The 25,905-nt window shown below is 62.7% G+C and carries 24 protein-coding genes and 4 pseudogenes; 12 read left to right on the plus strand and 16 right to left on the minus strand.

Annotated features, from left to right (window positions below):
- The 3 genes and pseudogenes from B0E46_RS14235 to coaBC form a co-directional block, all read right to left on the minus strand.
- Positions 1 to 472, minus strand: a pseudogene (locus B0E46_RS14235) (phosphomannomutase/phosphoglucomutase); the annotation flags it as partial.
- Between the two features lie 64 nt (positions 473 to 536).
- Positions 537 to 995 carry a dUTP diphosphatase gene (dut, locus tag B0E46_RS14240; protein WP_077556442.1) on the minus strand — a complete coding sequence of 153 codons (459 nt, stop codon included), beginning with the start codon at positions 993 to 995 and terminating at the stop codon, positions 537 to 539.
- The gene (gene coaBC / locus B0E46_RS14245) at positions 992 to 2,197 is read right to left on the minus strand and encodes a bifunctional phosphopantothenoylcysteine decarboxylase/phosphopantothenate--cysteine ligase CoaBC (RefSeq protein WP_077556443.1); all 1,206 of its coding nucleotides are present in this window, start codon (positions 2,195 to 2,197) and stop codon (positions 992 to 994) included. Before coaBC ends, dut begins: the two co-directional genes overlap by 4 nt.
- A 96-nt stretch (positions 2,198 to 2,293) precedes the next feature.
- Here coaBC and B0E46_RS14250 point away from each other — a divergent pair.
- Positions 2,294 to 2,723: pseudogene (locus B0E46_RS14250) on the plus strand (UPF0758 domain-containing protein); the annotation flags it as partial.
- A gap of 132 nt (positions 2,724 to 2,855) precedes the next feature.
- Here the strand turns inward: B0E46_RS14250 and B0E46_RS17435 are convergent.
- From B0E46_RS17435 to B0E46_RS14270, 5 genes are all read right to left on the minus strand, one after another.
- On the minus strand, positions 2,856 to 3,632 hold the full coding sequence (locus B0E46_RS17435; protein WP_139350563.1) for a hypothetical protein: 777 nt from the start codon (positions 3,630 to 3,632) through the stop codon (positions 2,856 to 2,858).
- A 215-nt stretch (positions 3,633 to 3,847) separates the two neighbouring features.
- The gene (locus B0E46_RS14255) at positions 3,848 to 5,065 is read right to left on the minus strand and encodes an FtsX-like permease family protein (RefSeq protein ID WP_077556470.1); all 1,218 of its coding nucleotides are present in this window, start codon (positions 5,063 to 5,065) and stop codon (positions 3,848 to 3,850) included.
- Positions 5,066 to 5,075: 10 nt separating this feature from the next.
- Complete coding sequence (locus B0E46_RS14260) at positions 5,076 to 6,395, minus strand: ABC transporter permease (RefSeq protein ID WP_077556471.1); 1,320 nt, start codon at positions 6,393 to 6,395, stop codon at positions 5,076 to 5,078.
- A 77-nt stretch (positions 6,396 to 6,472) separates the two neighbouring features.
- Entirely contained in the window at positions 6,473 to 7,003 is a 531-nt protein-coding gene (locus B0E46_RS14265; RefSeq protein ID WP_077556444.1) for a hypothetical protein, read from the minus strand.
- Between the two features lie 39 nt (positions 7,004 to 7,042).
- On the minus strand, positions 7,043 to 7,624 hold the full coding sequence (locus tag B0E46_RS14270) for a hypothetical protein (RefSeq protein WP_077556445.1): 582 nt from the start codon (positions 7,622 to 7,624) through the stop codon (positions 7,043 to 7,045).
- Positions 7,625 to 8,914: 1,290 nt separating this feature from the next.
- Between B0E46_RS14270 and B0E46_RS17775 the strand changes: the two genes are divergently transcribed.
- Positions 8,915 to 9,052 (plus strand): hypothetical protein, encoded by a 138-nt coding sequence (locus B0E46_RS17775; RefSeq protein WP_168171217.1) that lies wholly within the window; start codon positions 8,915 to 8,917, stop codon positions 9,050 to 9,052.
- Positions 9,053 to 9,075: 23 nt separating this feature from the next.
- On the opposite strand, the gene B0E46_RS14275 is transcribed toward B0E46_RS17775, so the two are convergent.
- Positions 9,076 to 9,288 (minus strand): hypothetical protein, encoded by a 213-nt coding sequence (locus B0E46_RS14275; protein WP_077556446.1) that lies wholly within the window; start codon positions 9,286 to 9,288, stop codon positions 9,076 to 9,078.
- 402 nt (positions 9,289 to 9,690) lie between these two features.
- Here B0E46_RS14275 and B0E46_RS14280 point away from each other — a divergent pair.
- From B0E46_RS14280 to B0E46_RS14295, 4 genes and pseudogenes are all read left to right on the plus strand, one after another.
- Positions 9,691 to 9,831, plus strand: a pseudogene (locus tag B0E46_RS14280) (JAB domain-containing protein); the annotation flags it as partial.
- Positions 9,832 to 10,338: 507 nt separating this feature from the next.
- A complete protein-coding gene (argS, locus tag B0E46_RS14285; protein ID WP_077556447.1) occupies positions 10,339 to 12,030 on the plus strand; it encodes an arginine--tRNA ligase in 1,692 nt (563 codons plus the stop codon).
- Positions 12,031 to 12,762: an SPOR domain-containing protein gene (locus tag B0E46_RS14290; protein ID WP_077556448.1), complete on the plus strand. Its 732-nt coding sequence runs from the start codon at positions 12,031 to 12,033 to the stop codon at positions 12,760 to 12,762.
- 65 nt (positions 12,763 to 12,827) lie between these two features.
- Positions 12,828 to 13,583 carry an SDR family NAD(P)-dependent oxidoreductase gene (locus tag B0E46_RS14295; protein WP_077556449.1) on the plus strand — a complete coding sequence of 252 codons (756 nt, stop codon included), beginning with the start codon at positions 12,828 to 12,830 and terminating at the stop codon, positions 13,581 to 13,583.
- A gap of 71 nt (positions 13,584 to 13,654) precedes the next feature.
- On the opposite strand, the gene B0E46_RS14300 is transcribed toward B0E46_RS14295, so the two are convergent.
- The 4 genes and pseudogenes from B0E46_RS14300 to speA all read right to left on the minus strand — a co-directional run bounded on the left by B0E46_RS14300 (position 13,655) and on the right by speA (position 17,673).
- Complete coding sequence (locus tag B0E46_RS14300; RefSeq protein WP_254425176.1) at positions 13,655 to 14,533, minus strand: DUF3734 domain-containing protein; 879 nt, start codon at positions 14,531 to 14,533, stop codon at positions 13,655 to 13,657.
- A gap of 106 nt (positions 14,534 to 14,639) precedes the next feature.
- Positions 14,640 to 14,834: pseudogene (locus B0E46_RS18005) on the minus strand (patatin-like phospholipase family protein); the annotation flags it as partial.
- 5 nt (positions 14,835 to 14,839) lie between these two features.
- Entirely contained in the window at positions 14,840 to 15,625 is a 786-nt protein-coding gene (locus B0E46_RS14305) for a 3-hydroxybutyrate dehydrogenase (RefSeq protein ID WP_077556450.1), read from the minus strand.
- A gap of 158 nt (positions 15,626 to 15,783) precedes the next feature.
- A complete protein-coding gene (speA, locus tag B0E46_RS14310; RefSeq protein WP_077556451.1) occupies positions 15,784 to 17,673 on the minus strand; it encodes a biosynthetic arginine decarboxylase in 1,890 nt (629 codons plus the stop codon).
- Between the two features lie 317 nt (positions 17,674 to 17,990).
- Here speA and speE point away from each other — a divergent pair, with 317 nt between their 5' ends.
- Positions 17,991 to 18,845: a polyamine aminopropyltransferase gene (gene speE, locus B0E46_RS14315; protein ID WP_077556452.1), complete on the plus strand. Its 855-nt coding sequence runs from the start codon at positions 17,991 to 17,993 to the stop codon at positions 18,843 to 18,845.
- Between the two features lie 9 nt (positions 18,846 to 18,854).
- Here the strand turns inward: speE and B0E46_RS14320 are convergent, their stop codons facing one another.
- Positions 18,855 to 19,049: an antitermination protein NusB gene (locus B0E46_RS14320; protein ID WP_077556453.1), complete on the minus strand. Its 195-nt coding sequence runs from the start codon at positions 19,047 to 19,049 to the stop codon at positions 18,855 to 18,857.
- 152 nt (positions 19,050 to 19,201) lie between these two features.
- Between B0E46_RS14320 and B0E46_RS14325 the strand changes: the two genes are divergently transcribed.
- The 5 genes from B0E46_RS14325 (at position 19,202) to B0E46_RS14345 (ending at position 23,942) form a co-directional block, all read left to right on the plus strand.
- Positions 19,202 to 20,224: a hypothetical protein gene (locus tag B0E46_RS14325; RefSeq protein ID WP_077556454.1), complete on the plus strand. Its 1,023-nt coding sequence runs from the start codon at positions 19,202 to 19,204 to the stop codon at positions 20,222 to 20,224.
- Between the two features lie 75 nt (positions 20,225 to 20,299).
- Positions 20,300 to 20,932: a ParA family protein gene (locus B0E46_RS14330; RefSeq protein ID WP_077556455.1), complete on the plus strand. Its 633-nt coding sequence runs from the start codon at positions 20,300 to 20,302 to the stop codon at positions 20,930 to 20,932.
- Positions 20,933 to 20,989: 57 nt separating this feature from the next.
- The gene (locus B0E46_RS14335; RefSeq protein WP_077556456.1) at positions 20,990 to 21,463 is read left to right on the plus strand and encodes a histidine phosphatase family protein; all 474 of its coding nucleotides are present in this window, start codon (positions 20,990 to 20,992) and stop codon (positions 21,461 to 21,463) included.
- Entirely contained in the window at positions 21,460 to 22,026 is a 567-nt protein-coding gene (locus tag B0E46_RS14340; RefSeq protein ID WP_077556457.1) for a YceI family protein, read from the plus strand. The genes B0E46_RS14335 and B0E46_RS14340 overlap by 4 nt, the downstream gene beginning before the upstream one ends.
- A 23-nt stretch (positions 22,027 to 22,049) precedes the next feature.
- Entirely contained in the window at positions 22,050 to 23,942 is a 1,893-nt protein-coding gene (locus B0E46_RS14345; RefSeq protein ID WP_077556458.1) for a phospholipase D family protein, read from the plus strand.
- Between the two features lie 3 nt (positions 23,943 to 23,945).
- Here the strand turns inward: B0E46_RS14345 and B0E46_RS14350 are convergent, their stop codons facing one another.
- Together B0E46_RS14350 and B0E46_RS14355 are read right to left on the minus strand one after the other, a co-directional pair.
- Positions 23,946 to 24,482: a TonB family protein gene (locus B0E46_RS14350; protein WP_077556459.1), complete on the minus strand. Its 537-nt coding sequence runs from the start codon at positions 24,480 to 24,482 to the stop codon at positions 23,946 to 23,948.
- A 43-nt stretch (positions 24,483 to 24,525) separates the two neighbouring features.
- On the minus strand, positions 24,526 to 25,812 hold the full coding sequence (locus B0E46_RS14355; protein ID WP_077556460.1) for an acetyl-CoA C-acetyltransferase: 1,287 nt from the start codon (positions 25,810 to 25,812) through the stop codon (positions 24,526 to 24,528).
- Positions 25,813 to 25,905 lie beyond the last annotated feature (93 nt).

Genomic DNA, 25,905 nt, shown 5'->3' on the forward strand with positions numbered 1-25,905 from the left:
GCCGGCGATCACTGCCGCCATAGGAGACGCTCTGTGCCAGCGGCGTCCCTTCGGCACCCTGCGCAGCCATCAGCTGGGCTGCCTTGGCATAGCCGAATTCACGGTAATTGGCTTTCAACACCTCATGCAGGTCACCGCTGTACAGCTCAAGCTTCTCCACCTGTGGCAGCTGCTTGCGCAAGGCGATGGCCGATTGCACAGGGTCGCTCATCAGCGTGGCCGGATCGGCCGCCGCCAATACTTTCTCGACCTTGCCGCGCTGCGTGGCGATCTCGTCGGCCAAGGCATGCACGGCTTGATCCTGGGCCGCATGCACTCGCGCGATGGCATTGCCTTCGTCGGCAATCAACCAGGTCTGCCAGGCGCAAAACAGCCCCAGCACCAGCAACACCGTGCCACCGACCAGCGGCAGCAAATTGCGCCAGTCGATCTGCAGTTGCCGCAACCGTTCCCTTGCGATATCTATCGCCATGTCCCGCCCCGCAGGTTGTGCCCGGTGAATCGGCCCAGCGCATGCCCCGCGCCGGCCCAGCCTGTCATTTGATACCGGTCGAGCCGAATCCTCCGCCGCCGCGTTCGCTTGGCGCGAATTCGGTCACGATGTTCAGCCGCGCCTGTGCCACTGGCACCAGCAGCAGCTGGGCAATACGGTCACCGACCGCGATGGTGTACGACTGCGTGCCGCGATTCCAGCATGAAATCATCAGCGGACCCTGATAGTCGGCATCGATCACCCCGACCAGATTGCCCATCACCAGACCATGCTTATGCCCCAGCCCGGAGCGCGGCACGATCAGCGCGCACCAACCCGGGTCGCCGATATGGATCGCGATGCCGCTGGGGACCAGAGCGCTCTCACCGGGCGCCAGCGTCAGCGGCGTCTCCAGCGCGGCACGCAGATCCATGCCCGCACTTCCCGCCGTGGCCGCCTGCGGCAGCGGAATGCTGTCGCCCACGCGCGCATCGAGGATCTTCAGCTCGACATCGACCTTCATGCACGTGACGCCCGGTAGCGCTCGGCCACGTGAGCGACCAGCTGCCGTGCCAGCTCCGGCTTGGCTGCCCGCGGCAACTCGACGCCACCACCGGGCCAGTACAGGGTCAAGGCATTGTCCGCAGCCTCGAAGCCGAGCCCCTCACCGACCTGATTGGCAGCAATCATGTCCAGTCCCTTGCGTTGCAGTTTGCCCTGCGCGTAGTTCGCCACATCGTGCGTCTCGGCAGCAAACCCGACCAGAAAGGGATGCACGACTTGTGCCGACAGGCTGGCCAGGATGTCCGGATTCTCGCCCAGCTGAAGCGCCATGGGCGCTCCATCATGCTTTTTCAGCTTGTGGGCGGACACCTCCAGCGGCCGGTAGTCACCGACGGCTGCGGCACCGATGTAGATATCGGACTGCGCGGCGGCCGCCAGCACGGCGGCATGCATCTGCGCCGCACTGCGCACATCGATCCGCCTGACCACTCCAGCCGGCGTTGCCAGGCTCACCGGGCCGGCCACCAGGGTCACCACTGCGCCCGCCTGTACCGCCGCTTCGGCCACGGCGAAACCCATCTTGCCGGAACTGCGGTTGCCGATGAAACGTACCGGGTCGATATCCTCGTAGGTCGGGCCAGCGCTGACCAGCACGTTCAGGCCGGCCAATTCCTGACGGCCGAACGTGGCCGCCAGCGCATCGCGCAACTCATGCGGCTCCAGCATGCGGCCGCTGCCGATATCGCCGCAGGCCTGTTCGCCAGCCGCTGGCCCGAGCAGTTGCACGCCACGCTGGCGCAAGGTTTCGATGTTTGCCCGCACAGCCGGATGCGCCCACATCTGCTGGTTCATGGCTGGCGCCACATAAAGCGGCGCAGCGCTGGCCAGGCACAGCGTGGTCAGCAGGTCATCGGCCAGCCCGTGAGCCAGCCGCGCCAGCAGATCCGCGCTGGCCGGCGCGATCAGGATGCGTTCAGCCCAGCGCGCCAGTTCGATATGCCCCATCGCCGCTTCGGCGCCTTCGTCCCACAGCGAGACACGTACCGGCTGGCCGGACAGCGCCTGGAACGTGGTCGGGCCGATGAACCGGGTAGCCCCCTCGGTCATCACCACGCGCACCTCGGCGCCCAGCTCGCGCAGGCGGCGAACCAAGTCGCAGGACTTGTAGGCGGCGATGCCACCGGATACTCCCAGCAGGATGCGACGTTGGGCAAGACTCATGTAAGAAGGGCCTGACAATCGGGCAGACCTGTAGCTTACCGGATTCACTCACTTCAACCGCTGCCCGGCCTGGGTATCGTCCGGCAACTTGCAGGCATGACTATCCGTGACTGGCCCGAAGGCGAACGCCCCCGCGAAAAACTGCTGGCACGTGGCAGCGCCACGCTATCCGACGCCGAGTTGCTGGCTGTGCTGCTAGGCAGCGGCAGCCGCGGCAAGGACGCCATTGCGCTTGGTCGCGAACTGCTCGCGGGCGCCGGCAGTCTTAGCGCGTTACTCGGCCGACCTGAGCAGCCCACTAGTGTCAGCGGCCTGGGGCCAGCCAAACCCGCGCGATAGCGGCGACTTCCTGCGTGCGCAATTGCGCCATCTTCCTTACGAGGTATTCGGCTGCCTGTATCTGGACAACCGTCACCGCGTGCTGGGATTCGAGGAATTGTTCCGCGGCACCGTCGACGGCGCCAACGTGCACCCACGCGAGGTGGTACGGGCCTGCCTGAAGCACAATGCCTGCGCGGTGATCTTCCGGGTTTATGTAGTCAAGCGTTATGGTGCAATACTATCTAAGTCATTGAAATAAAGCAATATGTATGGCCAATGTCAACAAAAATGTTGCAAAAAGTGGGTGCAGTCTTGCAGCTATCAAAGCGCCTCTGGCTCAGCAGGCCTGAACTGCGCCGCGTTTCCATAGTGAAAACTGATGGTCCCCTGGCGTCGAGTTCAATGCCGACTTGAACGCTATCCCCGGTGTTTGCGCGTGCCCGAGATTCTGTTGAAGAAAGGCTTGGCAGAACAAAGATGCCGTGGATCCCGCAACTGAATTCTGTGGCGCTGCGAGAAAGCCACAGAAGCTGGCCTTAGAAAAATGCTCACTAAAGAGTGGGCTTCCGGTCTTGCAGCAGAGTGAAATGCAGACCTTCTTTGTCGAATGCTTAACCTGAAGTGCTTTCCGTATGTCTGCTGACGTTTTTTCTCCATCGACAGCGAACTCGATAGAGTCCGAGTCACCATGTCCGATGAAAATAAGATGACTAAACATATTGATTCTAGTGCTTGCCCATTTCTTGAGCTCGTCCAGAGAGCGGAGCTTTATTCCTTCAATGTCAGAATCGTTAATCATCAGCCTACAGAACTGAAGGACGCTCTTATAGAGTGGATCAATAAGCATCGGCTCTGTAGACAAGTCGCCGATTGCGATAATAGCGATCCCTATGTGCTTTGAACATTTAGATACCGGAATCCAGTTAGAAACGCCTGGGTTTGGAGTTCCGTCGGGCGGGAGCTTCACCCTTACCCGGTTTCCACCTTTCCCAGCTGCCCGTTGGACTTGAGCAACAGTCGTTTTAACGATTGCGTATTCAAAGACCTGCGGGTTTGTCGACGGAAGTAGGGTGGCCGGGATGTAAATGGTGTCGTTGGCTTTGAAGGTGGGCATGCTCTCTCCCTATTGAGCCATTACCTTAATGAACTGTTAGCTTCTATCCTTAGGAGTTTGCAGGCTGTAGATAACGGCGGTATCGCTAAACTCGGCCATTTGTGAGTCGTCTAGGACATAGATTAAATCAAAGACGGCTGTCGACTACCCGTAACCTTGATCCCAGCATAACCAGGGGTCCTTGAGCAGCTATTCATTATTCTCGCTTGATAGGTCTAAATGGCTCGGGTAGCCACGATAGGTTGGATATTCGATGCTCGATGTGCGGGCGCCAAAGCGGCGAGCTGCCCCAAGACCAGCAGCAACAACGCGCCGACTGGAAAATAGGATAGAGGCAGGTGCGATAGCTCGTAGTGGCGCATTAGCCATAAGTTAATGCCGTAAGCCGCAACCAACCCCACTATCGCGCCCATACCTACTACTACTGCATTCTCAATCAGGACCTCGCGTATCACATCACTACGCCGTGCGCCTAGTGCGCGACAAACACCAATGCTGCGCGTGCGTTGCTGTACCCAGTAGCCTGTCATGCCTAGGATGCCGGTGATGGTCACGATCAGTACGACCAAAGTTACACCGGAGAGCAACCAGACCGCGGCGAGTGGTGCCGCAAGCTCTTGGTTGCGCAGAGTTGCATACGAATCGCACCCGATTTGATCGCCTGGAAGCAATTCGCTCCCAACGTCCTGCTTCAGAACCAAGAGCATGTTCTTACAGGTTTGGTCCGTATCAGAGCTAGCCAAACGCACCGCAAACATCGGAACAGCCCATTGCTGGACAATCCCCGGTACAAGAATCGCGTACTCCAGTGCGCGGCTGTCCTTAGTGGGATTATTACGGATAAGGTGCGCCACCACCCCTACAATCTGCGAATTTGAATCGGGAAGTAAGTTCCCCACTGCGCGACCATTTGGGAACAAACGCGCGGCCAATGCCTCTGTAATGATGACAGCCTCATACTTATGGCTGCCCATGATGTTGATATCAAGGGTTGTAGCCTCTTCCTCGGGCGTAAAGTCACGCCCACCAGTCAATTGCAGGCCAAGTGAATTGATTAAGTTGTCGCCAAAATATACCGTGGCGCTTACTTTGACGTTTGACTCCGCGGTCCGTACGTCCTGAGCCCACTGCGCTGAGCTAATCATTGGAAGAGTAGCGGCATAACTGACTTGGCGGACTCCTGGTACCGCGCTCAGATCTGCCTTCAAACCACGCATGCGCACTGCTGGCCATGGATCTCCGCGCGCGGCAATATTGTGTAGGAATACAAGACGCCCGGGGTCACTGATTCCGTCCGACGCCAAGATCGGCATCAACTGTTGATTCAGCAAAAACAATGCATTGCAGGTAATCGCGCAAGCCAGCGCAACCTGAAAGATTACGAGCAGCGGCATCAAGGGGCGGCGAAGTTGACGTCTTACGATCAGCCACATGGCCATCTCCTTATGACTCTTTGATCTGCATGGCGGGAGGCAGCTTGCACACTCGCCAGGCCGGCAGGATGCCTACAACCATGCCAACCAGAAGCGAGAGCATCGCTAAACCGACGAAGACGCTCAAGCTGAATTGCGCGATAGGGGCATACCCGACAGGCTGCTTACGAACGATCCACATACCCAGCCAAGTCAGCGGCAACGCCGCCACCCCCCCAGCAAGACCCAGCAATCCAGACTCGATCAGGTGCTGCTCAAAAATTTGCCGAACCGACGCCCCAAGGGCGCGCCTAATAGCAACGTCTGCCACTCTCCGCAGGAAGCGCGCGGTGAGAAGGCCCGCGACATTCATCATGCACAGCAGCAGGAACGCGCCAGCGAATACCAAGTTCAGAGATACGTCATTAGGTACGACATGGTTCAAAGCCATCCACGCGCGAGTACCGTACAGTTCTGCCTGCGGCGGGTAGACGAACCGCCCAGCGTCGTGCTGCCCTTGGGCGTAGTTGCTTAGAAAGCTTTGATAAGCCGCTTCCGCAGATGGAGTAGTGGTGGATACCCACACTTCTAACCAACGACATCCTTGTACGTCCACCGTCCCGAACGTTACGGCTGCTATTCCATTGTCACACTCGCCCGAACTGGCTGGCCCCAGCCCAGCATCTAGGGCTGCACCGATTGGAATAAACAGTTGCGTATTGCTGGCCAGTATCCCTCCCATGTTTTGCGCGGCGCCCAAGAACGCGATTCGGGGCTTCCATGGGGCTGTCACACCAATCACACGGAAGCGATGGGTGTTCATTTGCACACTGCGACCCACAGCATCCTCAGTACCGAACAATTTTTCGGCCAAATCGCTGTCAATCAGAGCAACCGGCGCATGAGAAGCTAGTTCTGATTCGGACCAAGGTCTGCCAAAGCGCAAAGGGACACCTAGTACCTGAAATACCGCCCCATAAGCCATTAATCCGTTGGCGATATACGACTGCTCTCTCTCGGGATTGCCGATCTGGGCGTAACTCTGCGCCAACGCTACCTGCCCGGATGCTTGATGCGCATCAATTAGCGCGATGGCATCCCTCAGTTTAAGCAAGCTATCCGGCGTTGTGTAGGTAGGGTTGCCGTCGACCATCTTCTCCCGCGCATCAATGGTCACCACAGACAAGTGGTCGCTAATGCCGGGCAGTGGCTCACCTTCCAGCGCCCTAAAAATCGTGGCTGTAGTCATACAGGCCGCAACCCCGATCGCCATAGTCAACACAACCAGCAACGAAATCGCAGGCTGCATGCAGCTGCGGCGCATAGCCAATCGAAGGTAGTAATGAATCATGGCCCAAGCCCCATATATCCGCATCCGCCTGTAATTTGTCCAGAAAATATTACATGATTAACAGTTCAAGGAATCCCTTAGTGCCATTTATCGACACAGGACGTCACATCCTCATCCGTAGTCAGTGTGTACGACTGCAAAATGACAATTTGCCCTCTCAAGTCACGCGCCTGATTTGCTTTCAAGTTTGCTAGGTCAGCACAAATCAATTTGGCTTGAGATCTCATTTGATTGATGCCCGACTCGTCGTTATTGGCAAGCTCATTGCTTTGTTGAATTGTTGAACTCGACTGCGCAACGCTCCGGCTCTCTCCTGCGCGGACCTTAGCGGTACTAGGATCGGGGTGCGGCCCCTTCATCATTTGGGCGGTTACATAATATTTCCTAAGCAGCGTTTTCTGATCGGGAATGACGTCGATATTCTTGCCTGAGATGATCAAATCACCGGACGACGTAATTTTAGCGTCCGGATGTCCAGCAGAACGCAAGAAGATAGGGTCACTCGGCGTGCCGATGTCTGATATCGAATTGACCGAGTAGCTCTCTTGTCCACAAGCCGTCGAGCCGATAGCAAGTGCGATTATCACTAACAGGGTTTGCTTGCGCATAACATGGCTCCTTTGAACTTAATATTCCGCCTTACTCAACTACTTCAATTCAGATGGGAAGCTAATCTTTGTAAGCAAGTCAGCAGAATACCCGGCCCGACGCGCCACCATCCTGCCTTGGCCGTCAAATAAGAACTCAGCAGGGGTAAGAGTACCTCCAAGAAATCCCGAGCTAAGGTCGTCAGGGGTGTACAAGACGCGCACCTCCGCCGGGAGGGTACCGGGGGGAAGGGCCTTGCTGCGAATCGCCAGGACAATAATGCTTGCGTGTTGCGTCTTTTCGTACGATGAGGCGTTTTTACGCAACCATTCCATGGACTCAATACATGGACGGCAATCCATTGCGACTTTAAGAAGCACAGTGGGGCCGTGAATTGCGCTCCTTAGGTCGATATCACGCCCTTCGCCATCCTTCACGAGTAGGCCCGATGGAAGGGTCTGGCCTACATTTAATGCATTCTCGTCCGTTTCAATTTTTGCAACTTCGGCCATTTGTGCGGCTTGGTCGGCGGCCACTTTTGGGGACATCTCACGTCTGGAATACAACAGGGTTGCAAATACAACACAAGCCAGAACTGCGGCGTATAGTGCAAATCTCTCAATCAAGCGCCACGTAAGCATCACAGGGTCCTTTTGTTAGAACTAAATTCAACACGTCATAAGCATGGCGAATAGCGAAAAGGCTCAATCAAATATGTGGGCGTTCTTGAACACGTTACGTATTTCTCACTTTTGTCCGAGGACGAGTAAGGAGCAGCTGATCGCACTACTGGGACGTAGGTTCCACAACATGGCAAATAAGATGACCTTCGCACGTGTTCGGGCCACTACATACAACGACAGGGTAGCAAACCACGTCCATTGGCTGCATTGGACTTGTCGCACCTGTGCTGGTGCTATAGGCGACGGCCGAGCACAGGCACAGACTGATGCCAGCGAAAATACGGATCGGACGATTGGCTGAATGATTTTTTTCCATGACAATATCCTATGTGTACGACGTGGAAAGAGAAGAAGTGTTTTCGGCATCCACTTCTTTTACGTGTCAAGTTAATCTGTCGGGACAATACTAGATTAGTCCGTATGACGAGACTTGGCGCGCAGAAGAAAATCAAATAGATAAGCGCTATGGAATGAAGCTGGTTTCTCTGCTCACCTTCTAAAGAAGATGAGCAGAGATCCGCCGATCGAGTTAGTGTGCGGTGGGGCTCACGACGTGGCAAACCTCGTTAATTTGACAGTTTTGATTACCATTAATTATTGGTCCACAAATCTTGACGCCGACGCAAACCGTGTCCATTGGCTGCATAGTTCCTGTCGCACTTGCGCTGGCGCTATAGGCGATAGCCGAGCAGAGACACATGCTGATACCGGCTAGTATCCGAAGTCGGCGATTTACTGACTGATTTTTATCCACGACAATCTCCTTAATCTATCAAGCGAAAAAAAGCGCGGTTTTTTGCTGGCCCATGGTTAATGCGCGGTAGGTGCGACGTCATGACAGACTTCGACGAAGGCGCATAGGCTGGATCCACCTGGACCATCCACACATCTCTCCTGCGTAACGCATATCTGCGCCGCACTTGCGATACCGACATAAAACATAACAGCGAAGAAGCCGAGTGTGACGGCGGCTCTTACCTTTTTATTCTTCATGTTGGCTCTCCTTTCGTTAATGACACGACAGATACCCGCCAATGCTTGGCCTGGTAACGTTAGACGTGATGTTTTTTTAATGCATTACTAACTCGTGTTTTTTGCCACCTCCTTGTCCCGTAGGAACTTATTTGTAAATAAATTTCGAGGACTGCTGCGGCAGCATGACGGGAAAATGAAAGGGGAGATTGCACCAGTTCCCAGTTTCAGCCTGGGTGACTGTGCGTGGGCCTTCGATTCGAGAAGTGTGCGGGCATGATCCAGATCGACGAAATGGCGGAAGCAGCCCGGCCCCTCGCTGAATGCCTCGACGTCGGGCGTGCGAAGGGGCTTGCCTCACTTCGCGAGCGGCGCGTTGTCGACGTTGCGGGTCGGGTTGATATCGGACGCTGATTGCTCGGGCGTCTCGTCCGTGGTCACGAACTGTTTGCTGTTTGCTGATCTACCTGCGACCTGGGCTTGGCGTTGTCGCCGTTATGCTCATCGCCTAGGTGGGCGTCGTCGATCCGGGTCAATTCACTTAGCTGCCGAGGCTCTTCACACTCGGTCATAGCCTGCATGATGTCGTGCCCGGGCTTCTTGAAGGCATCGGGCGAAAGGCACTTCTTGCGGAACAGGCATGCGGACATCCATATCCTCCCGTGCTGTCCTCAGACGTCAGCGCCTGAGGACATAATTGGGAATTCGCTGCTTCCACTCTCTACGTGATTCAGCCAATTTCCCCGCGACATCGTCGGTGCATCCGCATCGCTTGATGGTCGCTGTCGTCTTACCTTTGAAGACGCCCCCTCTGCAGTGAGACTTGCGTAGGGTCTGGGTTGTGTCAAGCTGTAATTTATTACGGATGCATTCTTGCGTCATGACTTGACGCGGAAAGCGTAGCAATCCATTCGACGACGTGGACCATCAAGCGTACGTCTTCCTTCGCACGTGCTGAGAACGGGTGACATACCCGACATTTGACCGGGTTGGGCGTTCGCTGCCCCACATCAATTGACCACACATGTCGTCGCAGAGCGTCTGTGCTGGTTGTCGCCGAGCCGAGTGCCGCCGATCGGGCGATCACCCGCGAACTGCGCGATGCCCTGCAGCTGGTAGGCGTGCGCGTGCTTGATCACCTGGTGATCGGCAACGGCGAGCCGGTGTCGATGGCCGCTCGCGGCTTGCTCTGAATCAGGCATTCGCCCACAAAAAACGGCGTGGGATGAACCACGCCGTCAGGGCCGCTTTGGGAGGGGAGGGTGCGGCGTCTCCAGATGCCTGCCATGGAGGGGAGTCATGTCAGGCACCCAAGCAGTGTCGCAGCGCCGCATGACAGGTTGATGACGTGGCGCATCCCCTCGAAAGCGCCGCCAGGCCAACAAAACTTATTCACATATCGCCGATATCGGCACTTGGGGAAGGCATTACGACCACTTCTCTAATTTAGTTGTGCAATTTGTTGATATTACTAGATTCTTTGTTTCCGATGTTTGATTTCGGCGGGAATGCCGAAGCTTTCAAGCACGGGCAAGCCGCTTTCCCCACAGACTTATCCACAGGATGGCAGCCGCAGTGCATCAATCGCCGCGCCGCCGGGCAGCGCATGCCCGGCGATACGACTTGGCGTCGGCAAACCCCGTCCGCACTCATGGCGGTCTGTTAGGATTGGCGGTTCCATCACGAATCCGACCCCACCCGTGAAAGAACAGTTGCGCGAACTGGTGCTGCAGGCGATCCAGACCCTGCAAGCCGATGCCACCCTGCCTGCCGATCTCGCCCTGCCGGGCTTCGTGATCGAGCGAGCGCGCAGTCGTGAGCACGGTGATTTCGCCTGCAACGTCGCCATGCTGCTGGCCAAGCCGGCACGGGCAAAACCACGTGACTTGGCCGAGAAGCTGGTGGCGGCCTTGCCCGCCAGTGCGCTGGTGGAAAAGATCGAGATTGCCGGCCCCGGCTTCATCAACTTCTACCTGGCCGCCGCGGCGTATCACGCCGAAGTGCTCCGGATCATGGCGACAGGCGACGCGTACGGCCGCAACGACAGCGGCGCCGGCAAGACGGTCGGCGTGGAGTTCGTCTCGGCCAACCCGACCGGCCCCTTGCATGTCGGCCATGGCCGCAACGCGGCGATCGGCGACTGCCTGAGCCGGCTGCTCGATGCCAGCGGCTGGAACGTGAAGCGCGAGTTCTATTACAACGACGCCGGCGTGCAGATCGCCAACCTGGCGATCTCGGTGCAGGCGCGCGCGCGCGGCATCACCCCGGACGACAGCGGCTGGCCGGAAAACGGCTACCGCGGCGACTACATCGCCGACGTGGCACGCGCCTACCTCGACCGCGAGTCGGTGGTGGCCGACGGCGAAACCGTCACCGGCAGTGGCGATGTCGACGACCTCGACGCGATCCGCCGCTTCGCCGTGGCCAGCTTGCGTCACGAACAGGATCTGGACCTGCAGGCGTTCGGTGTGGGCTTTGACAGCTACTTCCTGGAATCGTCGCTGTACAGCGACGGCAAGGTGGAGGAGACCGTGCGCGAGCTGGTCGCCCACGGCCACACCTACGAGGAGGGCGGTGCGCTGTGGTTGCGCACCACCGACTACGGTGACGACAAGGATCGGGTGATGCGCAAGTCCGATGGCACCTACACGTATTTCGTGCCGGACGTGGCCTACCACCTGTCAAAATGGCAGCGTGGCTACGGCAAGGCCATCACCGTGCTGGGCTCGGATCACCATGGCTCGCTGGCACGGGTGAAAGCCGGCCTGCAGGCGCTCGATTGCGGCATTCCCAAGGGCTATCCGGACTACATGCTGTATCAGATGGTGACGGTGATGAAGGGCGGCGAGGAGGTGAAGATCTCCAAGCGCGCCGGCAGCTACGTCACCCTGCGCGACCTGATCGACGAGGTCGGCCGCGACGCCACGCGCTACTTCCTGATCGCCCGCAAATCGGACTCGCAGCTGGTGTTCGACGTCGACCTGGCGCGCTCGCAAAGCAACGACAACCCGGTCTACTACATCCAGTACGCCCACGCCCGTGTCTGCCGCGTGCTGGAGGAACTGGCTGAACGCGGCCTGCCCGCCGTCGACACGCAAGCGGGCATGGCGCAACTTGTTCGGCTGGGCAACGAACACGAGCAGATCCTGCTGACCGAACTGTCGCGCTACCCGGAAGTGGTCGAGGTGGCCGCCGCCAACCTGGAACCGCACCTGATCGCGCAATACCTGCGTGAGCTCGCCGGCGCCTTGCACAGTTATTATCACGAGCACAAATGGCTCGTGGATGACGCCGAGCTGCGCAACGCGCGCATCACGCTTGCCGTCGCCACGCGCCAAGTCATTCGTAACGGCCTGGATTTGCTGGGACTCAGTGCCCCGGAGAAGATGTAAATGGCAGCACGCAAGGGCAAGGGCCGGCAGGCCGTGCGCAACAACAGCGGCGGGTTCCCGGGTTGGGGCTATGCGGTCATCGGCGTCGTGATCGGTGCCATCCTGATGGCCGTGATGATGCGCGGCAGCCTGCTGACCAGCCTGCGCCAATCCGCAGCCGTCCCGCAGGCCAACCCGCAGGCCACGGCGCAGCACGACAGCGATGCCGGGCTGGCCCCGGCCGCCAGCGACAGCGCGCCGAAAAAGCCGCAATACGACTTCTATTCGGTGCTGTCGGAGAAAGAAGTGCGCATCCCGGATGCCGAGATCAGCGCCCAGGCACGGGCCGAACAGCAGCAGAAGCAGCTCGCTACCCAACAACAGGCTGCGCAACAGGCCGCCGCACAGCCACAGCAGGCCAGCATCCAGCCGCCTCCGGCTCCGGTAAACACACCGCCAGCGGTCAGCCAGGACATCACCGCCGCACCCGCCAGCGCCGTGCCCGTGCCCAGTGCCGGCAGCGGCTACCTGCTGCAGGTCGGCGCGTTCCCAAGCGCAGCCGATGCGGAAACCTTGAAGGCGAAGATGGCACTGCAAGGCTTCGTCGCCAACGTGCAATCGGTCAGCATCAACGGCCAGACCTATCACCGCGTGCGTCTAGGTCCGTTCCGCTCGGCGACCGAACTGGAATCGACCAAGCAGCGGCTGTCGGCGGCCGGAATCAATGCGATTGCGCTGAAGGAAGGCAAATAACCGGCAGCCGCACCAGCGCCTGTCTCCGACCGCAACATTGCGCCTGCCTGGCTGGACTTTCACGCATGACGACCAAGACTGTCTGGATTACCGGCGCCACCTCCGGGTTCGGCGCCGCCGCCGTGGAACGTTTCGTGACCGGTGGCTGGCGGGTGATCGCCAGCGGCCGCCGCGCCGATCGGCTGCAGCAATGGGTTGAACGCCACGGTGCTGACCGCGTGCACGCGACGGCCTTCGACGTCCGCGACGAGGCGGCGATGCGTGCGGCGCACGCGAACCTGCCGCCGGCGTTCGCCGGCATCGACCTGCTGGTCAACAACGCCGGCCTGGCGTTGGGCACCGCGCCGGCGCAACAGGCGGACCTGGCGCAGTGGAAGCAGATGATCGACACCAACATCACCGCGCTGGTGTCGCTGACCCATCTGCTGCTGCCGCAGCTGATCGAGCGCCGCGGCGCGATCGTCAACATCAGCTCGATCGCGGGCAGCTATGCCTACCGCGGCGGCAACGTGTACGGCGGCAGCAAGGCCTTCGTCACCCAGTTCTCGCAGAACCTGCGCTGCGACCTGCACGGCACCGGCGTGCGGGTGAGTTCGATCGAGCCGGGCATGGCCGAAACCGAGTTCACCCTGGTGCGCACCGGCGGCGACCGGGCCGCGTCAGAGAGCCTCTACGCCGGCGCGCACCCGATCACCGCCGGCGATATCGCCGACACGATCTGGTGGGTCGCCAACCAGCCGCCGCACCTGAACATCAACCGCGTCGAGGTGATGCCGGTCAGCCAGTCGGCGGCCGGGTTGCAAGTTGCCCGCGACAGCTGAGCGGATACGCCCGACGGGCGGCAGCACGCTTCCCCCAGCTCCGTGCTTCCCGAGGCAGGCGCGCGAAGAAATCAGCTGGCCTCGCCGCGATGCATGTCATGCGTCACGAACGGATCTTCAGGATCGGGAGCGGCCAGCCATTGCGGATGCGCCAGCGTGTGGCGCATGTCGTCCAGGCCGCTCTGCCAGTGACCATGCATGCTGGCTCCGCTGAACTCGTAATCCTTGTAGTGACTCTCGTACGGCTTGTCCCGGTAGATCAGGTGGATCACGTTGGTCAACGCCGCGGCCGAACGCGCCACCGCGCGACGGTAGGCCGGATCGTTGCGACGGACTTCCGGCACCAGCGCCATCACGTCATGCAGCAGGCGCCGGTGCTCCTGCGTGCGCCGCATGAATTCGGTCATCAGGCGGGTGCGGCTGGAGTACTGGATCTCCTTGCTGCGTTCGGCCACCTGCACCAGATCGCGCGGCAGGCGGCCATGCGCGTTCCACAGGTCGACCTGGAACACCAGCGTGTCGCGGCTGGGGCGCTCGCTCAGCACCTTGTACAGCGGCGTGTTGGAGACCATGCCGCCGTCCCAGTAGAACTCGCCGTCGATCTCCACCGCCGGAAAACCCGGCGGCAGCGCGGCGGAAGCCATGAAGTGTTCGGGCCGCAGCGTATCGCGGGTATTGTCGAAATAAGTGAAGTCGCCGCTGCGCACGTTCACCGCGCCCACCGACACGCGCATCGCGCGCGCATCGTTGATCCGATCGAAGTCGACCAGTCGCTCCAGCGTGGCGCGCAGTGGCGCGGTGTCGTACCAGCTCGCGCTGGCCGGACTGGTATGCCATGGCAACAGCGGCCCCACTCGCGGCTGGAAAAAGCCGGCCTGTCCCTCGGTCATCGCCCGCCATGCCGCAAGACCGCTGATGCCGTTCTGCCACAGCAGCGGCCACGCGCTCATGTCGAAGGCGTGCGCTCCCGGCAAGCAAAGGTTGCCGGCAGATCGTCTCCCAGAACTCGCGCAGCCGCTCGGCGCGCCGCTCCGGCGCGTTGCCGGCGATGATCGCCGCGTTCAGTGCGCCGATCGAGATGCCGGCCAGCCAGGTGGGCTGCAACCCGGCCTCGGCCAGCGCCTGGTACACGCCGGCCTGATACGCACCGAGCGCGCCGCCGCCCTGCAGCACCAGGGCAACGGTGTGGTAGTCGCGTGCCACGGTTTCAGCCAGCGTGGCCGGCGGTTTCGGACGCTTGGTGTCAGCCACGGCGCTTACTGCATGTACCAGCCGTGGCTGACCACGATCGACTGGCCGGTCAGCGCGGCGGACGGGAAGGTGGCCAGATACAAGGCGGTCTGAGCGATGTCCTCGACGGTGGTGAACACGCCGTCGACGGTGTCCTTCAGCATCACGTTCTTGATCACGTCCGCCTCGCTGATGCCCAGCTCCTTCGCCTGTTCGGGGATCTGCTTCTCGACCAGCGGCGTGCGCACGAAGCCGGGGCAGATCACGTGTGAGCGCACGTTGTGCGGCGCGCCTTCCTTGGCCAGCGTGCGGGCGAGGCCGAGCAGGCCGTGCTTGGCCGCGACATAGGCGGACTTCAGCTTCGACGCCTCGTGCGAATGCACCGAACCCATGTAGATCACGATGCCGCCGCGGTCGTCCTTGTACATGTGCTTCAACGCGGCCTTGGTGGTGAGGAAGCCGCCGTCGAGATGGATCGCCAGCATCTTCTTCCAGTCGGCGAACGCGAACTGGTCGATCGGGTTGATGATCTGCACGCCGGCATTGGAGATCAGGATGTCGAGCGCACCAAACGCGGCGACCACTTTGTCGGTGCCGGCATTCACCGCGGCTTCGTCGCTGACATCCATCGCCACGCCGATCGCCTTGCCGCCGGCCGCATTGATCTCCGCCGCCGTGGCATCGGCGGCCTGCTGGTTGATGTCGGCGATCGCCACGCTGGCACCGTGCTTCGCGTAGAGCTCGGCAATCGCCTTGCCGAGGCCGCTGGCCGCGCCGGTGATCAGGGCGACCTTGCCATTGAGACTTGTCATGAGCTGCTCCTTCGATGTTCGGGATGGCGGCCGGGCCCCCCTTCTCCCGATGGGAGAAGGGGGGCCCGAAGGATCGGACGAGGGTTCGGGCCCAAGAGACATTCCGCTCCGACCGGACCCTCACCGCAACCCCCCTCCCAGCGGGAGAGGGGCTTAAATCAATGCGTGTCTTCGGCCAGATAGGTGTAGGCGACCAAGCCGCCGTTGAGCGTGCCATACAGCTGCTCGGCCTCGGCCCCGCTCACGCCCGCACTGGCGATGCGCTCACGGTAGCTTCGGCGCAACGCCTCGAGGTCGTAGCCGACGTAATCGAGCATCAGGTCGGTGGTGTCGCCGCGGCGGACATGTGCGAACTCGTAGCTGTCCCCAGCCACGCGCACGTTCACCGCATCGGTATCACCGAACAGGTTGTGGATGTCGCCCAGCGTCTCCTGGTACGCACCGACCATGAAGATGCCGAGCCGGTAGCTCTCGCCGTCCTTCAAGGCATGCAGCGGCAGGCTCACGTCGACGCCGTCGGCATCGACGTAGTGGTCGATGCGGCCGTCCGAATCGCAGGTGAGGTCGACGATCACGCCGCGACGGGTCGGCTCCTCGTCGAGCCGCGCGATCGGCGTGATCGGGAAGATCTGCTTGATCGCCCAGATGTCCGGCACCGACTCGAACACCGAGAAGTTGACGAAGTACTTGTCGACCAGCTTCTCGTCCAGATCGTCCAGCGCCGGCCGGTGCGAGCGTTCGGCCGGCAGCAGGCGTGCGCGCACCGCGTTGGCGATCGCGTAATACATCTCGTCCAGTCGGGCACGATCGGCCAGCGCGAGCTGACCGAGCGCGTACAGCGTCTGCCCTTCTTGCAGGTGGTGCTGCGCTTCATGGAACAGTTCCAGCGCGGGACGCTTATCCAGCTCTTCGTGCGTTTCGCGCAACCGGCGCAGCACGGCCGGCTCGTCCATGCACGGCGGCGGAATCGCACCGGCAGGCACCTCCTCCACCTCGGTCACGTTGACCACCATCACCGCATGATGCGCGGTCATCGCGCGACCGGCCTCGGTGAGGATATGCGGCGCCGGCAGTCCCTCGGCTTCCACCGCCTCGGCCAGCGATTGCACGATCGTGGCGGCGTACTGCTCGATCGAGTAGTTGATCGAATTGTGGCTGCGCGAGCGGGTGCCTTCATAGTCCACGCCGAGGCCACCGCCGACGTCGACGATCTCCAGCGGCACGCCCATCCGGTTCAGTTCGACGAAATAGCGGGTGGCCTCGCGCATGCCATTGGCGATGTCGCGCACGTTGGAAATCTGCGAGCCCATGTGGAAGTGCTGCAGCTTCAGCGTGTGCTTGAGGCCGGCCGCATCGAGCCGCTCGATCAGGGTCAGCACCTGGTGCGGCGACAGGCCGAACTTGCCCTTGTCACCGCCGGTGTTCTGCCACTTGCCCGCGCCGATCGAGGCCAGCCGCACGCGCACGCCGAGCAGCGGCTCGATACCGAGCGCCTTGGCCTCAGTGAATACATGGTCCAGCTCGGACAGCTTCTCGATCACGATGTGCACGCGCAGGCCGAGCTTCAGCCCGATCAGCGCCAGGCGGATGTATTCGCGGTCCTTGTAGCCGTTGCAGATCACGATCGAGCCGGGCCGCGCCATCGCCAGCACCGCCATCAACTCGGGCTTGGAGCCCGCCTCCAGGCCGAAGCCCTGCTTTCCCGCGGCGACCAGCTCGCCGGCCACGCCGCGCTGCTGGTTCACCTTGATCGGATAGATGGCCGTATAGCCGCCTGCGTAGTTCCACTCGCCGATCGCCTTGGCGAACGCGCCCTGCAACCGAGCGAGGCGATCGGCCAGGATGTCCGGGAAGCGCACCAGCAGGGGCAGTCGCAGGCCTTCGGCGCGGGCGCGCTCGACGATCTGCGGCAGCGGCAGCGCCGGGCCGCTGCTGCCGCGCGGACGCATCACGATTTCGCCGGCGGGGTTCACGTCCACATAGCCATCGCCCCAGTGCGCCACGGCGTAGGTGTGGCGGGCGGCGTCAGTATTCCAAGGGTTCGACATCAGCGTAGCTCCTTGTGCATGCGCTTGTTACAAGCATGGATGATGTCGTCGCAGCGGCGAGCCTTGACGGTGTTGCTCCACAAGAGCACGAGTCCGAGCGACCGGAAGCCTCGCACGCCGCGGGGTCGATCGGGCTTGTCGGCAGCCGGGCGCGATGCGTCGGCGATACCAGAGCGCCATTGTAATGGCCTGCTGTGACAATAGGCGCATGGCCCGTCACTGTCCCCGCCGGGACGTTCATCGCCGTTGCGGCTACAATTGGCGGTCTTTACCTTATCCACCCGGTTCGTCAGAAACACTCGTCAGGATTGCCCACCATGTCGCAGCAGCTCAGCTGGTTCACCGAAGCCCATCAGGCTTCCGGCTCCTCCATCGGTTTCCGCACCGAGCAACTGCTGCACGCGGAGAAAACCCCGTTCCAGACGATCGAGATCTACAAGACCACCGACTGGGGCAACCTGATGGTGATCGATGGCTGCGTGATGCTGACCACCCGCGACAACTTCCTCTATCACGAGATGATGACCCACCCGGCGTTGTTCACCCATGCGCGTGCCAAGCGCGTGGTGATCATCGGTGGCGGTGATTGCGGCACGCTGCGCGAGGTGCTCAAGCACGAGGAAGTCGAATCGGCGGTGCAGGTGGAGATCGACGAGCGCGTGACCCGGCTGGCCGAGGAATACTTCCCGGAGCTGTGTGATTCCAACCACGACCCGCGCGCCGAGCTGCTGTTCATCGACGGCATCAAGTACATGGCCGAGGCGGAGCCCGAGTCGCTGGACCTGGTCATCGTCGACTCGACCGATCCGGTCGGCCCGGCCGAAGGCCTGTTCAACGCCGCGTTCTACGCCAGCTGCCACAAGGCACTGCGCCACGGCGGCCTGCTGGTGCAGCAGAGCGAATCGCCGCTGGCCCACCTGGACCTGATCAAGTCGATGCGCTCGGCGATGCGCACTTCCGGCTTCAGCGCGGTTAAGACGTTGCCGTTCCCGCAGCCGTGCTACCCGACCGGCTGGTGGAGCTGCACGATGGCGCGCAAGGGCGGCGACCTGTCCGGCTTCCGCGAGCGCGGCGCGATCAGCAAGAATTTCCCGACCCGCTACTACAACGCCGACATCCACAAGGGTACGCTGGCCCAGCCGGAATTCATGCGCGAAGCGCTCGGCGAATAAGCCACACGCTCAGAACAAGGTGCCGCGCACCTTGGGCAGCAACACCAGCAACAGCGTGGCGAGCGGGCCGAACAGCAGCGACAGCAGGAACCACAGCAGCCCGCTGCGGTTCTTGCCCTGCGCCAATGCGGCGTTGATCAGCGCCAGCGTGCCCCAGCCCACGAACCAGGGCGCGCCATCGGTAAGCCTCGACAAATGATCCACTGCGCGCCTCCCGGCATCAGGGGCGCGGTGGTGCGCCCAATCGTTCATCCTAGCAAGGATGGCGGCAGCTGCCCGGCCGGCCGGAACGAAGAATCAGCCGTGCTTAATCTGCGGGCTGTATGCTGGCTGCTTTGACCCGCGGACCCAACCCCATGATGCGTGGATGGCGTTGCCTAGCCCTGGCATGTGCAGTTTCACTGGTGACCACCCCGGCGCTCGCCGGCAAGGCCACGACCGGCAACGCCGCCAGTTCGCCCGGCAAGGCGGCCAAGGCCCGCGACAAGGCCCAGCTGGCATTCCAGCGCGACCTGATCAGCGTGCTGGCGCCCAGCGCCGCGGCACAACCGCTGCTCGGCGCCGCCCTGCTGGCGCGGCCCCTGCCCAACCAGCCGGAGATTGGCAGTTTCCATACCCTGATCGGGCGTGCCGCGATGGCCGACGACGCCGATGCCGCGGTGAGCTGGGTCCGCCTGGCCGACTGCGACGCCAAGGCCGATGCCTGCCCCAATCCCGCCGCGCTGGAGCTGCTGCAGACGCAGGCGGCGGACAACGCCGCGGTGTGGCTGCTCAAGCTGGCCGAGGACACCCGCAACATGAAGTCGGATGCCGCCCGCGAGGATCTGGCCAAGGCCGCCGCCGCCAAACTGTATGACGACTACACCGGCGCCAGCCTGAAAGCGCTGGCTGGCGCGGTCGGCATGCTGCCGCCCCCGGCCGGCACGTTTGATCCGGCCCGCGCGGCCGGCGCGGTCGGCATGCAGACCATGCTGGTCTACGGCATCGGCAGCAGCCAGCCGCAACCGGGCCTGCAGCTCACCGCCAAGCTGTGCGAGAACGCCGGCGACGATGCCTCGATCAAGGCTGACTGCCTGAAGCTGGGCAAGACCCTGGAATGGGGTTCGAGCCCGTTGTCGCGCTCGCTCGGCCTGCACCTGCGCGAAGTGCTGGCGGATGACCCGGCCCAGCGGGAAGATGCCAAGCGCACCCGCCTCAGCCTGATCTGGCAGGTACAGAACTTCGCCCAGCTGCTCGCGCGCGCGCCGGACGACAAGGCGCTGGCCCAGCACCTGCTGGCACTGGCCCGCAACGGCGGCACCGAGATGAGCCTGGTGCTGGCGGCCCTGCGCGACAACAACCTGCCGACCGATCCACCGGCGGACTGGAAGCCGCACTAGCCTGCCGCAACGCCGCTTTGCGCGGCATCCGCGGCCGTGTAGGCTTGGGTCACCTTCCACGGCAAGGGTGAGTCGATGCTTACGACGCTGGTGGCAAGCAGCAAGGGCGGTTGCGGCAAGAGCACGCTGGTGACCCAGCTCGCCTCGCACTGGGCACAGGCGGGCCAACACACCGCGATCATCGATGCCGATCGACAGGGCTCCAGCTACCGCTGGGCCAGCCTGCGACCGGACAACGTACCGGGTGTGCTGGCCCTCGAAGGCAGCCGCAAGGTGCTGCGGCAGCTGCCGTCGGACACCCAGCAGGTGCTGATCGACACGCCGGCCGGTTCCGGTGAGCGCGAACTGGAGCCGTACCTGGAACAGGCCGACGTGCTGCTGGTGCCGGTGCTGCCATCCTCGTTCGACCTGCACGCCACCCTCGGCTTCATCGAGGAGTTGCGCTCGATCAACCGCATCCACCGCGGCAAGCTGCCGGTGGGACTGGTCGCCAACCGGCTCAAGCCGTGGACGCATGCCAGCCAGGACGCGATCACCCAGCTTGGCGAACAATCGCCGTTCCCGATCGTCGCGCAGCTGCGCGACAGCCAGGCCTATGTGCTGCTGAGTGCGCTGGGCAAGGGCATCTTCGATTACCAATCCGAACAGGTACGCAGCCACCAGCAGGACTGGAAGGCCCTGCTGCGCTGGATCAAGCGGCAGCATTGAGGCAGCCGCACCTGCCGTGAAGCCATCCTCGCGCGTCCTCATCCACCGGAGTCCTCCATGCACGAACTGATCCTGTTGCGACACGCCGAAGCCGTGCCGATCGAAACCTCCGGCGATGACCAGCAGCGCCCGCTGAGCACGCGCGGCCAGCAGGAAGCACAGGCTGCGGGGCGATGGCTGGCCTCGCACGGCGTGCGACCTGGACGTGCGTTGTCTTCGCCAGCCCGGCGCGCCGATGAAACCGCACGGCTCGCCCTGGCCGCGCTCAGCGACGCACCCGCGCTGCAGCTGGCGCCGGAAATCTACGATGCGTCGCCAGGTGAGCTGCTGGCCCTGCTCGATCAATACGGCGAACCCGGCACGGTGATGCTGGTCGGCCACAACCCCGGCATCGAACGGCTGGTGGCGCTGCTGGTCGAGGGGCGCTCCGACGAATTCCGCGGCATGCCACCCGGCGCGCTGGCCGTGCTGCATCTGGATGGCGCGCTGGAGCCGGGCAATGCCCGGCTGGATGCCTTCTGGTCACCGTGAGACGGCGGTTAACCGCATCCCTGCTCGCTGCACTGATCCTCGTTGCACCGTCGGCACGATCCACCGACTACCGCATCGCCGCGGACCGTTCGCACGCGGATTTCGCCGTGCGCCTGCTCTGGCTGCACACGATCAACGGCCGCTTCATGCAGATCAACGGGCAGATACGGCTTGACCCGCGTGGTCTGGCGACAGTCGACGCGCGTATCGCCGTGGACAGTGTGACGATGGATTCCGCGCGCTTCCGCCGCTGGGTGCTGGCGCCGGAATTCTTCGATGCCGTGCAATATCCGGTCATCCATTTCATCTCCCAACCGATCCCGCTGGCCCTGTTGAGCACGGGTGGCACGCTCAACGGCACGCTCAGCCTGCGCGGCGTGACCCGGCCGATCCGCTTCGAGCTGCAGCCCGCCGCCTGCGGCGCGATCACCGCCAAGGACTGCGTGATCGAGGCACGTGGCGCCTTGCCGCGCAGTGCATTCGGCATGAGCAGCCACCGCACGGCGCTCTCAGACCAGGTGCAACTCGGCCTGTGGATCGCACTCGATCCCGCGGCGGAATGAAGCTGCCCCCGTATCATGGGCGCATGCCCTATCCGCATCAGCTCGCCCGGATCGCCCGGATCATCCTGCCCGGCCTGTTCGCCGCAACCATGCTGCAAGGCTGCACGCTGTCGCGGGCGCAGATCCGGCGTGCCGATGCGGTCGTTGCGGCCACGACCGACCAGCAGACCAGCTGCACGCGCGACGATCACTGTGCGCAGCCTTCGCCGCTGCTGGATGCGGCCACCCAGGCGCTGGCGGCATCCACCGCGGAACAACCGGTGCATGTGGTGACCCTGCTCGACGATAGCGAGCCGGCCCTGGTCGCGCGCATCAACCTGATCCGTGCGGCACGGCACTCGATCGACGTGCAGACCTATATCTGGGACCAGGACGATACCGGCCAGCTGGTGCTGGACGAGCTGGTGCAGGCGGCACGGCGCGGCGTGCAGGTGCGCATCCTGGCCGACCAGCTGTTCTCGTTCAACGATCCGGCCCTGCTCGACCGGCTGGCACGGGTCAGCCCGAACCTGCAGGTACGCCTGTACAACCCCACTTTCCACAAGGCGCGCACCGAGCCGGTGGAGTTTGCCGCCGGCCTGCTGTGCTGCTTCGTGCAGTTCAACCAGCGCATGCACAACAAGCTGTTGCTGGTCGACGACAGCATCGGCATCACCGGCGGACGCAATTACCAGGATCGCTACTTCAACTGGGACGACGACTTCGACTACATCGACCGCGACGTGATGGTCGGTGGCCCCGCGGCGCGGCAGATGGCTGCCAGCTTCGCGCTGTTCTGGCAGCACAAACGCGCGGTCCCGCTGACCCATCTGCGCGACGTCAATCGGCGCATGCTGGCCGACGGCAGCCCGGTCACCTGGCCGGCACCACATTACCGCCAGCCGCTGCGGGTGGCGCAGGTGCAGCAGGCCGCCGAGGATGCCGCCTGGCTGCAGGCGTGGCTGGTCGAACCGACCCTTCGCGTCGGCAATGTCGAATACTTCAGCGACCTGCCGTCGAAGACCGACCAGCCGGAAAAGAAACGCGCGCAGGATTTCACCCGCCACATCATGGCGATGGTCGGCGATGCCAAACACGAAGTATTGCTGCAGACCCCATACCTGGTGATGAGCCGTCGTGCGCAGGGCATCTTCAAGCGCCTGCACCGCAACGCCGAGCCGCCACGGGTGATCGTATCCACCAATTCGCTCGCCTCGACCGATGCGTTCGCCGTGTATGCGCTGTCCTACAAGCACCGCAAGCGCTACCTGAAGACGTTCGGCTTCGAGATCCACGAGCTCAAGCCGCACGCCCCGGGACCGGCCGTGGACTACGAACTGGCCAACCTCGGTACCGATGCCTCGACCCTGCCGCCGGAAACCGCCAGTCCGGCCAGCGCCACCCGCACGCGCTTCCACCTGCTGGGCAACCGCGGCAGCGGCAGCCGGCCGGCACCGCTGCGCAGCGAAGGGCGCCGCTTCGGCCTGCATGCGAAGTCGATCGTGATCGATGACCAGTTCGCGATGGTCGGCTCGCACAACTTCGACCCGCGCTCGGACCACTACAACACCGAGGCCGGGGTGATCGTCTACGACGCGCGCTTCGCCGACCAGCTGCGGCACAGCATCCTGCGCGACACCGAGCCGGAGAATGCCTGGGTGGTGGCGCCGCGGCGCCCGGAGGTACCCGTGCTGGGCGACCTCAGCGAGGCGATCGGCAGCGTCTCCGAGCAGTTGCCACTGTTCGACCTGTGGCCGTTCCGCTACGCCACCAGCTACGACCTCGATCCCGGCTGCCAGCCGATGCGCGCCAGCAATCCGGGGTTCTACGCCTGCTATGCGCCGGTCGGCGATTTCCCCGATGTGGCGCTGTCGCCGAAACTGATCATCACCCGGCTGATCACCGCGTTCGGCGCCGGCGTGAAGGGGATACTCTGACGTCTACAGCCACTGCGCCGTGCGCTGATCGCCGGAAGAGAACCGCATCGACAGCTCGCCGCTGATGCCGTCGGCATGCCCGGCCGGCACGGCGAAGTGCCAGCCCTGCACGCTGCGCAGCGCGTGCGCGTCGAGTACCGGATCGCCGCTCGATTCGACCAGCCGGGCGGCACGCACCCGGCCGCTGCCATCGATGTCGAGATGCGCCACCACATGGCCGTCGAGATGACCACGCAAGGTCTCCCACGACTGCGAGGTATCGTCGGGCATCGCCAGCGGCACCAAGGTCGCCGGCGCACTGGGCGGCGACGTCTCGATACGGCGTTCGGCAACGACATGCGGCGCCTGCACCAGGCCGGTCGGTCGGAGCCTGTGCGCCAGCAAGGGCAGGGCATGCCGCCGTGGTGCATGCTGAATCATGCTCAGGCGCGCCGCCGGCCCATGCCAGCCGGCGGTCAGGCTGCTGAGCCAGACGGTGCCGGCCACGCCGGCCGCCAAGGCCAGCAGGCTCAGCCCGGCGCTGGTGCGCAGGCGCAACATGGCATGGCGAACCCGGCGGCAGGATTATTGGCGCGAGCGGCCCTCACGGCCGCTCGAGAATTACCGTGACGCCCATGCCGCCGGCGGTGCAGATCGAAATCAGGCCGCGGCCGGAACCTTTCTGTTCCAGCATCTTCGCCAGCGTGGCGACGATGCGTGCGCCGGTGGCGGCAAACGGATGGCCGACCGCCAGGCTGGAGCCGTGCACGTTGAGCTTCGCCGGATCGATCGAGCCGAGCGGGGCATCGAGGCCGAGCCGGTTCTTGCAATAGTCGGCGCTTTCCCACGCACGCAGCGTGCACAGCACCTGCGCCGCGAACGCCTCGTGGATCTCGTAGTAATCAAAATCCTGCAGGGTCAGGCCCTGGCGCGCCAGCATGCGCGGCACGGCGACCGTGGGCGCCATCAGCAGGCCTTCGCCGTGCACGAAATCCACCGCCGACACTTCGGCATCGCGCAGATACGCCTGGATCTTCAGGCCACGCTGCGCAGCCCATGCGTCGCTGGCCAGCAGCACGGCGGCGGCACCATCGGACAGGCCGGTGGAGTTGCCCGCGGTGAGCGTGCCGTGACCGGAGGTCTTGTCGAACGCGGGCTTCAGCGCGGCCAGCTTCTCCATGCTCGAATCCGGGCGCAGGAAGCCGTCGCGCTTGAGGCCACGGAACGGCACCAGCAGCTCATCGAAGAAACCGTCCGCATATGCCGCGGCCAGCTTGTGATGGCTGTCCACCGCCAGTTGGTCCTGCGCCTCGCGCGTGATCTGCCATTCCTTGGCCATCTGCTCGCAGTGGTCGCCCATCGACTTGCCGGTACGCGGTTCGGCCACGCCGGGGAACGACGGCTTCAGCTCGCGAAAGGCGAACCCGCGCAACGCGGCCTTCAGCTTGTCCAGCGGCGTCTTGGCGCGGTTCATCGCCAGCAGGCGCTTGCGCAACCGGGTGCCGTAGACGATCGGCACATCGGAGGTGGTATCCGAGCCACCGGCGATGCCGGCGTCGATCTGCCCGGCAGCGATCTTGTTGGCGATGATGATCGCATTGTCCAGCGAAGTGCCGCAGGCACGCGCGGTGGTGATGCCGGGCGTGGTCGGCGCCAGCCCGGAACTCAGCAGCGCCTCGCGCGCCAGATTCCAGTCCGACGAATGCTTGATCACCGCACCCATCGCCACTTCGCCCAGTTCCACGCCATGCAGGCCGAACCGCTCGACCAGCGCGCCCAGCACCTTCACCGACATGCCGAAGTTGCCGACATCGGCATACGCAGTGTTGTTGCGGCAGAACGGGATGCGTACGCCGCCGATCACCCCGACGCGCCTTTGCGTGTTTTCCATGCTCAAAACAGTCCCGACCTCAAGTCGCCCAAGGCTAACCCGCCATGCCGTGCGGCGAAAGCCCAAAACACTGAATGATAGAATTGATCCTCT

Origin of the sequence: Rhodanobacter sp. B04 (assembly GCF_002001125.1) — a bacterium.
Classification (GTDB): Bacteria; Pseudomonadota; Gammaproteobacteria; order Xanthomonadales; family Rhodanobacteraceae; genus Rhodanobacter.

Excerpts from the sequence above, each read along its gene's own strand:
- dut (WP_077556442.1), bottom strand. The coding sequence starts at position 995 with ATGAAGGTCGATGTCGAGCTGAAGATCCTCGATGCGCGCGTGGGCGAC.
- coaBC (WP_077556443.1), bottom strand. The coding sequence starts at position 2,197 with ATGAGTCTTGCCCAACGTCGCATCCTGCTGGGAGTATCCGGTGGCATC.
- B0E46_RS17435 (WP_139350563.1), bottom strand. The coding sequence starts at position 3,632 with ATGCCCACCTTCAAAGCCAACGACACCATTTACATCCCGGCCACCCTA.
- B0E46_RS14255 (WP_077556470.1), bottom strand. The coding sequence starts at position 5,065 with ATGTGGCTGATCGTAAGACGTCAACTTCGCCGCCCCTTGATGCCGCTG.
- B0E46_RS14260 (WP_077556471.1), bottom strand. The coding sequence starts at position 6,395 with ATGATTCATTACTACCTTCGATTGGCTATGCGCCGCAGCTGCATGCAG.
- B0E46_RS14265 (WP_077556444.1), bottom strand. The coding sequence starts at position 7,003 with ATGCGCAAGCAAACCCTGTTAGTGATAATCGCACTTGCTATCGGCTCG.
- B0E46_RS14270 (WP_077556445.1), bottom strand. The coding sequence starts at position 7,624 with ATGCTTACGTGGCGCTTGATTGAGAGATTTGCACTATACGCCGCAGTT.
- B0E46_RS17775 (WP_168171217.1), top strand. The coding sequence starts at position 8,915 with ATGATCCAGATCGACGAAATGGCGGAAGCAGCCCGGCCCCTCGCTGAA.
- B0E46_RS14275 (WP_077556446.1), bottom strand. The coding sequence starts at position 9,288 with ATGTCCGCATGCCTGTTCCGCAAGAAGTGCCTTTCGCCCGATGCCTTC.
- B0E46_RS14290 (WP_077556448.1), top strand. The coding sequence starts at position 12,031 with ATGGCAGCACGCAAGGGCAAGGGCCGGCAGGCCGTGCGCAACAACAGC.
- B0E46_RS14295 (WP_077556449.1), top strand. The coding sequence starts at position 12,828 with ATGACGACCAAGACTGTCTGGATTACCGGCGCCACCTCCGGGTTCGGC.
- B0E46_RS14300 (WP_254425176.1), bottom strand. The coding sequence starts at position 14,533 with ATGAGCGCGTGGCCGCTGCTGTGGCAGAACGGCATCAGCGGTCTTGCG.
- B0E46_RS14305 (WP_077556450.1), bottom strand. The coding sequence starts at position 15,625 with ATGACAAGTCTCAATGGCAAGGTCGCCCTGATCACCGGCGCGGCCAGC.
- speA (WP_077556451.1), bottom strand. The coding sequence starts at position 17,673 with ATGTCGAACCCTTGGAATACTGACGCCGCCCGCCACACCTACGCCGTG.
- speE (WP_077556452.1), top strand. The coding sequence starts at position 17,991 with ATGTCGCAGCAGCTCAGCTGGTTCACCGAAGCCCATCAGGCTTCCGGC.
- B0E46_RS14325 (WP_077556454.1), top strand. The coding sequence starts at position 19,202 with ATGATGCGTGGATGGCGTTGCCTAGCCCTGGCATGTGCAGTTTCACTG.
- B0E46_RS14330 (WP_077556455.1), top strand. The coding sequence starts at position 20,300 with ATGCTTACGACGCTGGTGGCAAGCAGCAAGGGCGGTTGCGGCAAGAGC.
- B0E46_RS14335 (WP_077556456.1), top strand. The coding sequence starts at position 20,990 with ATGCACGAACTGATCCTGTTGCGACACGCCGAAGCCGTGCCGATCGAA.
- B0E46_RS14345 (WP_077556458.1), top strand. The coding sequence starts at position 22,050 with ATGCCCTATCCGCATCAGCTCGCCCGGATCGCCCGGATCATCCTGCCC.
- B0E46_RS14350 (WP_077556459.1), bottom strand. The coding sequence starts at position 24,482 with ATGTTGCGCCTGCGCACCAGCGCCGGGCTGAGCCTGCTGGCCTTGGCG.
- B0E46_RS14355 (WP_077556460.1), bottom strand. The coding sequence starts at position 25,812 with ATGGAAAACACGCAAAGGCGCGTCGGGGTGATCGGCGGCGTACGCATC.